Raw genomic sequence first — 14,324 nt, 5'->3', positions numbered from 1 at the left:
TCCACATGACCGTCGCAGCGACCATCCGTATCCAGCAAGCCGACTTCGACGTCGCGCAGGAGATCGCGGCCTTGAGCCGAGGCCGCACCGATGTCGGCGCGGTCGTCAGCTTCAGCGGCATCTGCCGCGGCAGCGAACAGGGCGAGCCGATCGCGGCGCTGACGCTCGAACATTATCCTGGAATGGCGGAAGCAGAGATTGGACGCCACGCCGACGAGGCGCTGTCGCGCTGGCCGTTGCAGGGCCTCACCATCATCCACCGCTTCGGCCGCATCGCGCCGGGCGAGAACATCGCGCTGGTCGTGACCGCCTCGGCGCACCGGCAGGCCGCGTTCGAGGCCGCCGAGTTCCTGATGGACTATCTGAAGACCAACGCACCGTTCTGGAAGCGCGAGGAAAGCGCGCGCGGCGCGAGCTGGATCGAGGCGCAGGACCATGACGACGCGGCCGCCGCGCGCTGGACCAAATCCTGATGGCCAAGCGCAGCAAAGTGCCGGCCAAGCGCAGCCCCGCCGTGCCGAAAGCGCCGAAAGTCGGCGCCGGCGAGCTTCAGACCCTGTTCGATTTCCTGCGCTATGCCGTGAGCCGCTTCAACGCGGCCAAGCTCGTGTTCGCGCACGGCACCACCGATCCGGTGGCCGAGGCCGCGTTCCTGATCTGCGAAACGCTGCACCTGCACCCCGACCAGTTCGAGAACTTCGCCACCGCACGCGTCACCGTGGCCGAAAGCAAGCAGATCCTCGACCTGATCGAGCGCCGGATCGCGACGCGAAAGCCGGCCGCCTATCTCGTCAACAAGGTCTATATGCGCGGCCTGCCGTTCTATGTCGACGAGCGCACCATCGTGCCGCGCTCCTTCATCGGCGAATTGCTGGATTCGCATTTCGGCGGCGACGAGGACGGCACCTCGCTGATCGGCGATCCCGAGGAGGTCGAACGCGTGCTCGACCTCTGCACCGGCTCCGGCTGCCTTGCGATCCTGGCGGCCCGGCATTTCCCCAACGCCGCGGTCGATGCCGTCGATATTTCAAAGGACGCGCTCGAGGTCGCCGCGCGCAACGTCGCCGATCACGGCCTCGACCATCGCCTGACGCTGCATCACGGCGACCTGTTCAAGCCGCTCGGCGACAACAGATACGATCTCATCATCTCGAACCCGCCCTATGTCGACGCCGAAGGCATGGCGGCGCTGCCGCGCGAGTGCCGTGCCGAGCCGAAGATCGCGTTCGATGGCGGCGCCGACGGGCTCGACATCGTCCGCCGCCTGCTCGATGAGGCGAGGCAACATCTGACCCCGCAGGGCGGGCTGCTCTGCGAGATCGGCCGCGGCCGCGACAATCTCGAGGCCGCCTATCCGAACCTGCCGCTGCTCTGGCTCGACACCGAGGACTCCGAGGGCGAGGTGTTCTGGATCGCTGCCGCGGACCTCTGACCGGCGTGGCGCCGCCGGCTCCGGCGATTTACGGAGCCCGATCCGGGCGAAGCGAAAATCGTGTGCAGTTCCAGCCGGTTCCGAAGATCGCTGGCCCGTCGAATCAACAATGGTGCTAAGGTCGCGGTCCGGGGACGTTCGGACAGAGGGCGCGGGCGCGCGACATGATTCGCATTTCGACGATCTTCATCGCCATCTGCATGGTGCTGCTCGCAGCCTCGCTCGGCTTCGTGCTGTATTCGGTGGCGGGCATCAGCGGATCGGAATCGGCGATCGTGGCGCTCGCCGCCCTCACCTGCCTGATCCTCTACAACGCCGTCTCGATGCGGCTGCGCGACCGCAGCGACGTCGGCGGCCAGATCGCGGATCTGTCGCGCGGCACCGCCGACCTTGCCCGCCAGGTCGCCGAATTCGGCCGCCGGCTGGCCGCGGTCGAGGGCCGCGTCGCCTCGGCCAACTCCACCGGCGCCGACCGCATGCAGGGCATGGCCGGCGAGATCAGCGAGCTCGGCGGACTGGTGCGGCAGCTCGCGGCATCCGTCGCGCATCATGAGGATCTGCTGGCGGCGGCTCCGGCGGTGCAGCCGGTCGCTGCCCCGCGCGACGATGTGCTGCAACGGGTTGCGCCGGCGCCGACGGTCGTGGTTGCGCCCCCGCCGAGACCTGCGGCTCCGCCGGAGGTCTCGCGCAGCCAGACCCAGCTGATCGGCGCGATCAAGCAGGCCATCGACGAGAACCGCCTCGACATCTACCTGCAGCCGATGGTGACGCTGCCGCAGCGCAAGGTGCGCTACTACGAGGCGGTGACGCGGCTGCGCGACGAGCGCGACCAGGTGCTGGCCGCCGAGGATTTCATCGAGGCGGCCGAGGCCGGCGGCCTGATCGGCCGCATCGATCACATGGTGATGCTTCGCTGCGTCCAGGTGCTGCGCCGCCTGATGATCCGCAGCAAGGATGTCGGCGTGTTCTGCAACGTCTCGGCGGCGACGCTGTCCGATCCGGCGCATTTCACCCAGTGTCTCGACTTCCTCGAGGCCAACCGCGCGCTCGCGCCTTCCTTCGTGCTCGAGTTCAAGCAGGCGACCTTCCGCAATCTCGGCCCGACCGAGAGCGAGAACCTCGCGGCGCTGGCACAGCGCGGCTACCGGTTCTCGATCGACCATGTCAGCGACCTTCGCCTCGAGCCGCGCGAGCTCGCTGATCGCGGCGTCCGCTTCATCAAGGTACCGGCGGCGCTGCTGCTCGACGCCAAGCAGATCGCGAGCACCGATATCCATCCTTCCGATCTGTCCGACCTGCTCGGCCGCTACGGCATCGACCTGATCGCCGAACGGATCGAGGGCGAACGCTCGGTGGTCGACCTGCTCGACTACGATGTCCGGTTCGGCCAGGGGTTCCTGTTCGCGCCGCCGCGGCCGTTGCGGCCGGAGGGGGCATCTGCTACCGCCGAGGCTCCACAGACCAACCCCCAGGATCTTAATGGCGCCAGCACTTCAGCCCCTGTCTCCAGCCCCGCAGCTCCGCCGCGCGCAACCGGCAGCGCCGCGCTGGCGCGCCGCGCCCTCGGTCCAAATTAGCCGGCAATTTGCATCATGACCTCACTGCGTTTCGTGGAGCAGCTGCGCGACCTCGTCGGCGGCGTCGATGTGGTGCTGTCGGACATCTGGGGCGTCGTGCACAACGGGCTCGAGTCCTTTCCCGAGGCCTGCGAGGCACTGCACACCTTCCGCCAGCAAGGCGGCACGGTCATCCTGATCACCAACGCGCCGCGGCCGGCCGATTCCGTGCAGCGGCAACTGCGCAAGCTCGGCGTCGCCGACGAGACCTATGACGCGATCGTCTCCTCGGGCGACCTGACGCGCCACTTCGTCGCCGATCATCCCGGCCAGAAGATCTTCTGGATCGGCCCGGAGCGCGACAGCTCGATCCACCGCGGCCTCGACGCCACCTTGGTGCCGCTGGAGCAGGCCGACTACATCATCTGCACCGGCCTGTTCGACGACGAGACCGAGTCGGCCGAAGATTATCGCGACACGCTGCTGAAGGCGCTCGAGCGCAAGCTCACGCTGGTCTGCGCCAATCCCGATATCGTGGTCGAGCGCGGCGACCGGCTGATCTATTGCGCCGGGGCGGTCGCCGAACTCTATCGCGAGCTCGGCGGCGAGGTGATCTTCTACGGCAAGCCGCACCGGCCGATCTATGAGCGCGCCATGGCACTGGCCGCCGAACGCCGCGGGCGTCCGACCGAGCTCAGCCGCGTGCTCGCGATCGGCGATTCCGTGCGCACCGATCTCACCGGCGCCCTTGGCTTCGGCATCGATCTCCTGTTCGTCACCCGCGGCATCCATTCCGAACAGTTCGAGGGCATCGAGCAGCTCGATGCGGCCTCGATCAAGGAATTGTTCGGCCACCCGCCGCGCGCGCTGATGCGCGAGCTGAAGTGGTAGCCAAAAGGTCGCCGGACTCCCTCGCCCTGCTATTCACGGGGCGAGGTGAAGGGGCGCGCCGCCAAAATATCGAAAACAACCCCATGCAAAGTAGCCCGTGGCGCGCGGGGTTCGACCAGTCGCCTTGACACGTCGGGCAACTCAGCGATACTCTTCTAATATTCCGAAATCGTGCAGCCGCCCTCCCCCTCGTGTTGCACAAGCGGGGCGGGTAAAGGGAAGCGTGATCAAATGCAAATGCCCGGGACAAACCCGGGCATGCGTGAATTTCAGCCGATGCGATCGATGTCGGGCGGTTATGCCGTCGCCATGTCCGGGAACACCGCCTCGATCTTGGTCTTCAGCGTGGCCGCATTGAACGGCTTGACGATGTAGTTGTTCACGCCGGCCTTCTTGGCCGCGATCACGTTCTCGGTCTTGGATTCCGCCGTGATCATGATGAAGGGCGTGGTCGCGAGATTGGGATCGGCGCGGACTTCCTTGAGCAGGTCGTAGCCGGTCATCGGCTCCATGTTCCAGTCGGAAATCACCAGACCGTACTTCTTGCCGCGCATCTTGTTCAGCGCTGCGGAGCCGTCGGAGGCATCGTCGATATTTTCAAATCCAAGCTGCTTGAGAAGATTCCGGATGATGCGGATCATGGTGCTGTAATCATCAACCACCAGAACCGGCATGGACAAATCAACCGCCATCTTTCCCCCCAAAACACAAACGCAACTTGGCTTCTGCACGAACGCAGCTTTCCGCCAACGACTAACAGCAGCCGTTAAACAGCGCGTTAACCGGCTGAATCCGGATTGTTACGGATTTGACGCGATTTTCGTTAGCCTTGACTTCCACGCCGCCGCCGCGTCACGGTCCGGCCCGCACCAATCATGCTTAAGAATCCTTGAAGAATACCGCTCATGAGCACCGGCTTTACCGTTATCCGCGACAACACCCCCACAAGCGCCATTCCGAAAGGCGCCGTGGTCGCGATGGGGAATTTCGATGGCGTCCATCTCGGTCACCGCGCCGTGATCGGCGCGGCGCTCGCGATGGGCAGAGCGCACGGCGTGCCCGCGCTCGCCGTGACCTTCGAGCCGCATCCGCGCAGCTTCTTCAGCCCGAACACCCCGCAATTCCGTCTCACGGACGAGACCAACAAGCTGCGGCTGCTCGCGGCCACCGGCCTCGCCGGTGCCGTCGTCATGACCTTCGACAAGGCGCGCGCCGGCACCTCGGCACAGGATTTCATTCACCATGACCTGATCGGCCGGCTCGGCATCAGCGGGATCGCGGTCGGTTACGACTTCCATTTCGGCAAGGGCCGGGTCGGCTCGCCGAGCCTCCTCGTCAGCGAAGCGCCGCGGCTCGGCATCGAGGTCGACGTGCAGGCCCATGTCGACATCGAGGAGCGCCCGGTTTCCTCCAGTGCCATCCGCATGGCGCTCGCCGAAGGCGAGATCGCGGATGCGACCACGATGCTGGGCGGACCGTGGTTCGTCACCGGCAAGGTGGTCCACGGCGAGAAGCGCGGCCGAGATCTCGGTTACCCCACCGCCAATATCCGCCTCGACAAGCATTGCGGCTTGAAGCACGGCATCTACGCGGTGCGGGTCGGCAAGGGCTCGCAACGGTTCGACGGTGTCGCAAGCTTCGGGCGCCGGCCGACCTTCGACAACGGCGCGCCGCTGCTCGAGGTGTTCCTGTTCGACTTCAAGGGCGATCTGTACGACGCGGTCCTTGATGTCGCATTCATCGGTTTCATTCGCGAAGAGCTGAAATTCGACACCATCGAGGCGTTGATACGCCAGATGGATGACGACAGCGCCAAGGCGCGCGCGGTGCTGGCCGCGGCGCCCGACGCGTTCCCGCAGCTCGGAGTGATTGGTTGAAGACAGAGAAAGAGAAAATGCTGGCGGGCGAGCTGTATCGCCCGGATGCGGAGCTCGCCGCCGACCACACCGCGGCGGAACATTGGATGGCCCGCTACAACGTGTCGGGCGCAGCGTCCGCGGCCGAGCTGCACGCACAGCTCTCCGCGCGCTTCCGAAAGGTCGGCAAGGACGCCGTGATCCGGCCGCCGTTCTTCTGCGATTACGGCAGCAATATCAGCCTCGGCGACGGCGTGTTCCTCAACTTCAATTGCGTCATCCTCGACGTCGTCGAGGTCGTGATCGGCGATCGGACCCAGATCGGACCCGCGGTGCAGATCTATACCGCCGACCATCCGCGCGATGCCGAAACCCGCCGCGCCGGGCTGGAGTTCGGCCGCCCGATCCGGATCGGCAGCGACGTCTGGATTGGCGGGGGTGCGATCATCCTGCCCGGCGTCACGATCGGCGACGGCGCCCTGGTCGGGGCCGGCAGCGTGGTCACACGGAACGTCGCCCCCGGCGCGATCGTGGCGGGAAATCCGGCCCGGGCACGGCCGGCCTGAGCCGCGCCATGCGCGGGCCGCAGGCCACCGGGGGCTTTGCGATTTCCCCGTCCGGCTGCTATGGAAACCCCATGTTTTCGCGGCGCATCATACGGATTAGCGGCCCGGCTTCCGCCTGAGCCTCAAGGCTCGGCGCAAGACCGGGACTTCGCCGTTTCACCCGCGATTGATCGCGTATCCGCGCCCGCACCTGCCAAATCAGAGCTTTCATGTCCGACAAGCCGCAAAAAACCGACGCCCAAAAGACTGACGTTAGGGACTATTCCAAGACCCTTTACCTGCCGCAGACGGATTTCCCGATGCGCGCCGGCCTGCCCCAGCGCGAGCCGGAAATCCTGAAATACTGGAACGACATCGGCCTCTACGACAAGCTCCGCCGGGAAGCCGAAGGCCGTGCCAAATTCGTCCTGCACGACGGCCCGCCCTACGCCAACGGCAACATCCATATCGGGCACGCGCTGAACAAGATCCTCAAGGACGTCGTGACCAAGAGCCAGCAGATGCTCGGCTTCGACTCCAACTACGTGCCGGGCTGGGACTGCCACGGCCTGCCGATCGAATGGAAGATCGAGGAGGAGAACTACCGCTCCAAGGGCAAGCAGAAGCCCGATTTCCGCGACTCGGCGGCGATGGTCGCGTTCCGCAAGGAATGCCGTGCCTATGCGACGCACTGGATCAACGTGCAGCGCGAGGAGTTCAAGCGGCTCGGCATCATCGGCGACTGGGACCATCCCTACCAGACGATGAGCTATCCGGCCGAAGCCCAGATCGCCCGCGAGCTGATGAAGTTCGCCGCCAACGGCACGCTCTATCGCGGCTCGAAGCCGGTGATGTGGAGCGTGGTCGAGAAGACCGCGCTTGCCGAAGCCGAGGTCGAATACGAGGACTACACCTCCGATACGGTATGGGTGCGGTTCCCGGTCGCAAAGACCGGTCTAGAATCTGCCATGCGTAGCAATCCCGATGGCTCATCATATCTCGTGAGCAGCGACGGGCTCTCGGTCGAAGCCGAAGCCTTGGCTGCCGGGAATCCGGTCATGATTGAGGAAGCGGCCACCCTCGCAAGAACGCATGACCTTCTGAAGACGGCTTCGGTCGTCATCTGGACAACGACGCCTTGGACCCTACCAGGTAATCGTGCCATCGCGTATTCAGATAGACTGAAATACGTCATGTTGGTGCCAGGTGGTGAACTGCCAGAGCCAGGGGACGTTGAAGAGGCGGCCAAAGTAGCCGGCGTGACGCCTGAACAATACGAAGTCGCTCGGAGAGAAATCAACGAAGCGAGAAAAGCATATATCGCAAAGTTTGGCTCAGGCGCACTTTTGGTGGCTTCAAATCTGAGCCTCTCGTTCCGCGCAAGTACCCGCCTTCCGGCAGGTGTATTCGACACAGTGGAGATTGATGAAGCACTTCTCCGACACTTAACTTGTGCACACCCTCTCCGCGGCAAGGGCTACGATTTCGATGTACCCCTTCTTCCGGGTGATCACGTTACCGATGAAACTGGTACCGGATTTGTTCATACGGCTCCAGGGCACGGGCGAGAAGACTTCGACGTTTGGGTATCGAACGCTCGGGAGCTAGAAGCACGAGGCATCAATACAACAATCCCATACACGGTTGATGAAAACGGAGCCTTCACCGATCAGGCGCCCGGATTTACAGGGAAACGTGTGCTTACCGACAAAGGTGAAAAGGGCGACGCGAACGATGCAGTAATCGGTGCATTGAATGAAGCTGGAATGCTCATCCATCGCGGCCGCCTCAAACACCAGTATCCCCATTCGTGGCGCTCCAAAAAGCCGGTGATCTTCCGCAACACACCTCAATGGTTCATTGCGATGGATAAGGCGATCACTCCAAGCAGACTGGTTTGGGGAGGCGGTGCGAATACCCTGACGCTGGCAGGCGATGACACTTTGCGGAACCGAGCTCTGAAAGCGATCTCGGTCACGCAATGGGTGCCGCCGGCCGGCGAGAACCGCATCAACGGCATGATCGCCAACCGTCCCGACTGGGTGATCTCGCGGCAGCGCGCCTGGGGCGTGCCGATCGCCGTGTTCGTGCGCGAGAACAGCGACGGCTCGGCCGAGATCCTGCAGGACGAGGTCGTCAACCAGCGCATCACCGAGGCGTTCATGGAGGAAGGCGCCGACGCCTGGTACATGGACGGCGCCCGCGAGCGCTTCCTTGGCAGCCGCGCGTCCGAGAACTGGAAGAAGGTCGACGACATCTGCGACGTCTGGTTCGATTCCGGCTCCACGCACGCCTTCGTGCTGGAAGACCGCCAGAACTTCCCGCAGCTCGGCAACATCGTCCGCAAGGTCGATGGCGGCAACGACACCGTGATGTATCTCGAAGGCAGCGACCAGCATCGCGGCTGGTTCCACTCGTCGCTGCTGGAAAGCGCCGGCACGCGCGGCCGCGCGCCTTATGACATCGTGCTGACCCACGGCTTCACGCTCGACGAGAACGGCCGCAAGATGTCGAAATCGCTCGGCAACACCGTCGAGCCGCAGAAGGTGATCAAGGATTCCGGCGCGGACATCCTGCGCCTGTGGGTCTGCGCCACCGACTATGCCGACGACCAGCGCATCGGCCCGGAGATCCTCAAGAACACCATCGAGACCTACCGCAAGCTGCGCAACTCGATCCGCTGGATGCTCGGCACGCTGCATCATTTCAAGCCGAGCGAGAAGGTCGCCTTTGCCGAGATGCCCGAACTCGAGCGGCTGATGCTGCACGAGCTCGCCGGCCACACCGAGACCATCCGCAAGGCCTATGCCGACTTCGACTACAAGACCGTGGTCGCAAGCCTCGCGGCCTTCATGAACTCCGAGCTGTCGGCGTTCTACTTCGACATCCGCAAGGACACGCTGTATTGCGATCCGCCGTCCTCGGTGGCGCGCAAGGCGGCGCTGACCACGATCGATCTGCTCTGCGACGCGATCCTGAAATGGCTGGCGCCGATCCTGAGCTTCACCACCGACGAAGCCTGGCGGATGTATCGGCCGAACGCCGAGCCTTCGGTGCATCTGACGCTGTTCCCCGAAGGTCTCGAGCAGTTCCAAGACGACGCGCTTGCCGCGAAGTGGGAGACGGTCCGCAACGTCCGCCGCGTCGTCACCGGCGCGCTCGAACTCGAACGCGCCGCCAAGCGGATCGGCTCCTCGCTCGAGGCATCGCCGGTGATCTACGTCGCTGACAGGGAGATGCTGGCCACGCTGTTCGATATCGATCTCGCCGAAGTCTGCATCACCTCGAACTACGAGGTGCGCGAGGGCGAGGCGCCGGCGAACGCCTTCCGCCTCGACGCCGTGCCTGGCGTTGCCGTCGTGGTCGAGAAGGCGGTCGGCACCAAATGCGCCCGTTCGTGGAAGATCCTGCCGACGGTGGGCAAGGACGGCGAATATCCCGACGTCTCGCCGCGCGACGCGCAAGCGCTGCGCGAATGGAAGGCGCTGGAGGTCACGGCTTGAGCTCGCCCGTGCGCGCCGGTGTGCTTGCGGCGGTGATCACCCTGATCGCCGACCAGGCCTCCAAGCTCTGGCTGCTCCACGTCCTCGACATCGTGCATCACGCCCCGGTGCGGGTGACGCCGTTCTTCGACCTGGTGCTCGCCTGGAATCCGGGGATCAGCTTCGGCTGGTTCCAGAGCGAGACCCCGGCGGCCCAGATCCTGCTGATGGTGATCAAGGCCGCGGCCGTGATCGCGCTGGCGATCTGGATGGCGCGGTCGCGGACCTGGCTCGCGACGGTGTCGCTCGGCCTGATCATCGGCGGCGCCATCGGGAACGGCATCGACCGCTTCGCCTATGGCGCGGTGGTCGATTTTGCCATGCTTCATGCCGAGATCGGGGGAAAAACCTTCAATTGGTACATCTTCAACCTTGCCGATGTAGCCATCGTTGCTGGCGTGGCAGCCCTATTGTATGATTCCGTGGTGGGGACCCCCGCCGTAAAAGCGCCCTGATCCCGGCCGATACGAGCCGGTCAGCGGCCCACACCTGTATCAAGCGGAACTGTGCCTAAGCCAGTGATCGCTTTGGCGAATTTTGAGATGGGAATGGCGCAATGCGCAACACCAAAGCCCGCGGTTACCTGATTGAGACGTCCCGGCTGCCGCTGATGCGCGGCCTGCGCCTGGCATTCGTCGCAGCCGGGATCGGCCTTGTCATGACGGCCGGCCCGGTGCGCGCCGGCGACGATGAGGATGACGGCGACGACGGCCTGACCTTCGAAGAGCGGATCGTCGACAATCTGATGACCGGGCTCGGCGCCAAGAGCGCGGCCAGCAAGGGCATCGATTACCGCGAGCGCTCGCCGCTGGTGGTGCCGCCGAAGCTGGATTTGCCCCCGCCGGCATCGACCGCCCAGGTCAACGCGCCGAACTGGCCGAAGGACCCTGATCTCGCGGCGCGCAAGGCTGCGATCGCGGCGCGCAAGAAGGAAGTCAAGAAGGAGCCGTGGCAGTCGGCGGTGGCGTTGACGCCGGCCGAGATCGAGGCGGGCCGCAAGCAGCAGACCGCCACCGACGGCCGGAAAGAGCCGCTGGAGCCCGGCGTGAGCACCAATCCATCGCTGATGCCGAGCCAGCTCGGTTACACCGGCGGCCTGCTCGGCATGTTCAAGGGGAACAGCAGCGAGTCCAAGCCGTTCAAGGGCGAGCCGACGCGCGATTCTCTGACCGAGCCGCCGCCCGGCTACCAGACGCCGTCCGCGGGCTATGCCTACGGCACCGGCCCGCAGGCGCCGATGGCGAAAGAAGGCCAGTACGACGTCATGACCGGAAAACCGGTGCAGTGATCGCTTGGCCTGCGCGGGCGAAGGCTGACATGAGCAAAGCTTAATGCGGGGCGGCGGGTGTCTCTCCGCTTCGTGACCATCGGCACGGGAACGACCGTGTACGATGGCTTGCTTTCGCGCCCCGGCCGTGGGTCCGGGCTTTCATAAGGATCATGATGCGCTCTCGCCGATCGATCGCCCTGTTCGCTGCCGCATTCGTTTCCACCATCCCGCTGCCGGGTGCCAGCCTCCGCGCCCAGACCACCGTCACCTCGGAACGCCCCGCCAGTTTCACGCTCGACAACGGCCTGCAGGTCGTGGTGATCCCCGACCACCGCACGCCCGTGGTCACGCAGATGATCTGGTACAAGGTCGGCTCGGCCGACGAGACGCCCGGCAAATCGGGCCTCGCGCATTTCCTCGAGCATCTGATGTTCAAGGGCACCGCCAAGCATCCGGCGGGCGAGTTCTCGCAGACCGTGCTGCGCGTCGGCGGCAATGAGAACGCCTTCACCTCGGTCGACTACACCGGCTACTTCCAGCGCGTGCCGCGCGAGCAGCTGCCCACCATGATGGAGTTTGAGGCCGACCGCATGACCGGCCTGATCCTCAAGGACGAGAACGTGCTGCCCGAGCGCGACGTCGTGCTGGAGGAGTTCAACATGCGGGTTGCCAACAACCCGGATGCACGGCTGGCCGAGCAGATCATGGCCGCGCTTTACCTCAACCATCCCTATGGCCGGCCGGTGATCGGCTGGCACCAGGAGATCGAGAAGCTCGACCGCGAGGATGCGCTGGCCTTCTACCGGCGCTTCTACGCGCCGAACAACGCGATCCTGGTCATCGCCGGCGACGTCGACGTCAAGGATATCCGCCCGCTGGTCGAGAAGAATTTCGGCCCGATCCCGGCGCAGCACGCGATCCCCGAGAAGCGGGTCAGGCCGCAGGAGCCGACACCTGCCGCGCCGCGCACCGTGACGCTGTCGGATCCGCGCGTCGAACAGCCGAGCCTGCGCCGCTATTACCTGGTGCCGTCGGCGACGACGGCGGCAGCGGGCGAGAGCCAGGCGCTCGATGTGCTCGCGCAGTTGATGGGCGGCGGCGCCAACTCCTATCTCTATCGCTCGCTGGTGATCGACAAGGGCCTCGCGATCTCGGCCGGCGCCGGCTACCAGGGCACCTCGCTCGATCCGTCGCAATTCTCGATCTCGGTGACGCCGAAACCCGGCGTCGAGTTCGCGCAGATCGAGGACGCGATCGACAAGGTGATCGCCGACCTCGCGCAGAACCCGGCGCGCGCCGAGGATCTCGAACGGGTCAAGACCCAGCTCATCGCGGAGGCGATCTATGCCCAGGACAACCAGGCGACGCTGGCACGCTGGTATGGCGGCGCACTGACCACCGGGCTCAGCATCGAGGATATCCGCAGCTGGCCGGATCGCATTCGCGCCGTCACCGCCGAGCAGGTGCGCACTGCGGCCGCCAGCTGGCTCGACAAGAAGCGGTCGGTGACCGGCTATCTGATCAAGGATACTGCGCCGAAACGCGAGGAGAAGCGCTCGTGATCTATTCCCTCACCCGCCGTGCGGCGCTGATCGGCGGCGCCTGCGCCGCGCTGCTGACGCTGACGTCGGCGCCCTCGCAGGCCGCGGCCAAGATCCAGCGGCTGGTGTCGCCGGGCGGCATCGAGGCGTGGTTCGTGCAGGATGCGACCGTGCCGCTGATCGCAATGGAATATGCCTTCAGCGGCGGCGCCAGCCAGGATCCGCCCGGCAAGCCCGGCGTCGGCAATCTGGTCGCCGACCTGCTCGACGAGGGCTCTGGCGATCTCGATTCCAAAACCTATCATGAGCGGCTCGAGCGCCGCGCCATCGAGCTCAGCTTCCAGTCGAACCGCGATCAATTCCGCGGCTCGCTGCGCATGCTCAAGGACAACAAGGACGAAGCCTACGACCTGTTGCGGATGGCGCTGACCTCGCCGCACTTCGAGCCGAAGGACGTCGAACGGATCCGCGCCCAGGTGATCGCCAATCTGCGCCGCGAATCGACCAATCCGTCCTCGCTGGCCGGCCGCAAGTTCCTCGAGCTCGCCTTCGGCGATCATCCCTATGCCAGGACGGCCACCGGCACGCTCGACAGCGTGCCGACCATCCAGATCCCGGATCTCAAGGACTATACCCGCCGCATCATCGCCAAGGATACGCTGCGCGTTGCCGTGGTCGGTGACGTAGATCCCGATACGCTCGGCAAGCTGCTGGACAAGACCTTTGGCGGCCTGCCGGCGAAAGCCGAATTGACGCCCGTCCCCGACGTCGTGGCGACCCGGCCGCCGCAGCGCGCCTTCGTCCCGCTCGATGTGCCGCAGACCGTCGTCACCTTCGGCGGCCCCGGCATTAACCGGCATGACCCGGACTTCATGGCGGCCTATGTGGTGAACCACATTCTCGGCGGCGGCGGGCTGTCGTCGCGGCTCTACAAGGAAGTGCGCGAGAAGCGCGGGCTGGCCTACTCGATCTACGAAGCGCTGGTCTGGATGGATCACTCCGCGCTGTTCATCGGCAACACCGGCACCCGTGCCGATCGCGCCGGCGAGACCGTCGATGCGATCGAAGCGGAAGTCCGCCGCATTGCCGAGGAAGGTCCGACGCAGAAGGAACTCGACGAGGCGAAGTCCTACCTGAAGGGCTCGCAGATGTTGGCGCTCGACACCTCCTCCAAGCTCGCGCAGGCGATGCTGCAATACCAGCTCGACAAGCTGCCGATCGATTACATCGAGAAGCGCAACGCCATCGTCGACGCGGTGACGCTCGACGATGCCAAGCGGGTCGCCAAAAAGCTCTGGGGCAACGGCCTGCTCACCGCAATCGTCGGCCGCGCCCCGCAGGCCGCGGCGCAGCCGGTGTCGGCGCCGCCGAAGGCGAACTGACGCGCTTCGGCGGGCCACCTTCCCTTCACACGCACCACCGTTGTGGCCACCCCTCTCCCCACCCTCCCCCGCAAGGGGGGAGGGTGCCGGAACAGCGTGCCCACCTCACAGCGAGTCATCGCAAACACTACAGTCCGTTCTCGGGCCGTCAGGGACGTATAGGCGGTAGGGCTCCCTCCCTCCTTGCGGGTAGGGCAATCGCATATGGCCGTTTGAGGCGATCGGAGTTCCCACAAACTCGTCATGCCCGGGCTTGTCCCGGGCATCCACGTCTTCGTTTCCACGCGAAGAAAAGACGTGGATGGCCGG

Annotated in this window: 12 protein-coding genes; 11 read left to right on the top strand and 1 reads right to left on the bottom strand. The window is 65.1% G+C overall.

Going from position 1 to position 14,324, the window contains the following annotated elements:
• Positions 1-5 precede the first annotated feature (5 nt).
• The 4 genes from I6F38_RS36305 to I6F38_RS36290 all read left to right on the top strand — a co-directional run bounded on the left by I6F38_RS36305 (position 6) and on the right by I6F38_RS36290 (position 3,879).
• The gene (locus I6F38_RS36305) at positions 6-473 is read left to right on the top strand and encodes a molybdenum cofactor biosynthesis protein MoaE (RefSeq protein WP_225163789.1); all 468 of its coding nucleotides are present in this window, start codon (positions 6-8) and stop codon (positions 471-473) included.
• A complete protein-coding gene (gene prmB / locus I6F38_RS36300; RefSeq protein ID WP_225163788.1) occupies positions 473-1,432 on the top strand; it encodes a 50S ribosomal protein L3 N(5)-glutamine methyltransferase in 960 nt (319 codons plus the stop codon). The genes I6F38_RS36305 and prmB overlap by 1 nt, the downstream gene beginning before the upstream one ends.
• A gap of 164 nt (positions 1,433-1,596) precedes the next feature.
• Positions 1,597-3,009 carry an EAL domain-containing protein gene (locus I6F38_RS36295; protein WP_225163787.1) on the top strand — a complete coding sequence of 471 codons (1,413 nt, stop codon included), beginning with the start codon at positions 1,597-1,599 and terminating at the stop codon, positions 3,007-3,009.
• Positions 3,010-3,024: 15 nt separating this feature from the next.
• The gene (locus tag I6F38_RS36290; protein ID WP_057016628.1) at positions 3,025-3,879 is read left to right on the top strand and encodes a TIGR01459 family HAD-type hydrolase; all 855 of its coding nucleotides are present in this window, start codon (positions 3,025-3,027) and stop codon (positions 3,877-3,879) included.
• Between the two features lie 296 nt (positions 3,880-4,175).
• On the opposite strand, the gene I6F38_RS36285 is transcribed toward I6F38_RS36290, so the two are convergent.
• Positions 4,176-4,571 carry a response regulator gene (locus I6F38_RS36285; RefSeq protein ID WP_016844467.1) on the bottom strand — a complete coding sequence of 132 codons (396 nt, stop codon included), beginning with the start codon at positions 4,569-4,571 and terminating at the stop codon, positions 4,176-4,178.
• 213 nt (positions 4,572-4,784) lie between these two features.
• On the opposite strand from I6F38_RS36285, the gene I6F38_RS36280 reads away from it, so the two are divergent.
• The 7 genes from I6F38_RS36280 to I6F38_RS36250 all read left to right on the top strand — a co-directional run bounded on the left by I6F38_RS36280 (position 4,785) and on the right by I6F38_RS36250 (position 14,015).
• Positions 4,785-5,756, top strand: a complete 972-nt coding sequence (locus tag I6F38_RS36280; RefSeq protein WP_225163786.1) for a bifunctional riboflavin kinase/FAD synthetase — start codon at positions 4,785-4,787, stop codon at positions 5,754-5,756.
• A 17-nt stretch (positions 5,757-5,773) separates the two neighbouring features.
• Positions 5,774-6,301: a sugar O-acetyltransferase gene (locus I6F38_RS36275; RefSeq protein ID WP_225163807.1), complete on the top strand. Its 528-nt coding sequence runs from the start codon at positions 5,774-5,776 to the stop codon at positions 6,299-6,301.
• A gap of 209 nt (positions 6,302-6,510) precedes the next feature.
• Positions 6,511-9,783, top strand: a complete 3,273-nt coding sequence (ileS, locus tag I6F38_RS36270; RefSeq protein ID WP_225163785.1) for an isoleucine--tRNA ligase — start codon at positions 6,511-6,513, stop codon at positions 9,781-9,783.
• Positions 9,756-10,277, top strand: coding sequence for a signal peptidase II (lspA, locus tag I6F38_RS36265; protein ID WP_225163784.1), 522 nt, complete (start codon positions 9,756-9,758; stop codon positions 10,275-10,277). Before ileS ends, lspA begins: the two co-directional genes overlap by 28 nt.
• A gap of 101 nt (positions 10,278-10,378) precedes the next feature.
• A complete protein-coding gene (locus tag I6F38_RS36260; protein WP_225163783.1) occupies positions 10,379-11,110 on the top strand; it encodes a hypothetical protein in 732 nt (243 codons plus the stop codon).
• Between the two features lie 152 nt (positions 11,111-11,262).
• The gene (locus tag I6F38_RS36255) at positions 11,263-12,654 is read left to right on the top strand and encodes a pitrilysin family protein (protein ID WP_176731370.1); all 1,392 of its coding nucleotides are present in this window, start codon (positions 11,263-11,265) and stop codon (positions 12,652-12,654) included.
• Positions 12,655-12,680: 26 nt separating this feature from the next.
• Entirely contained in the window at positions 12,681-14,015 is a 1,335-nt protein-coding gene (locus tag I6F38_RS36250; protein ID WP_225163806.1) for a pitrilysin family protein, read from the top strand.
• Positions 14,016-14,324 lie beyond the last annotated feature (309 nt).

Origin of the sequence: Bradyrhizobium sp. BRP56 (genome assembly GCF_020194035.1) — a bacterium.
GTDB lineage: Bacteria > Pseudomonadota > Alphaproteobacteria > Rhizobiales > Xanthobacteraceae > Bradyrhizobium > Bradyrhizobium australafricanum.
Note: the sequence above shows the minus strand (reverse complement) of the source record. Positions and strands in the feature narration are given on the sequence as shown.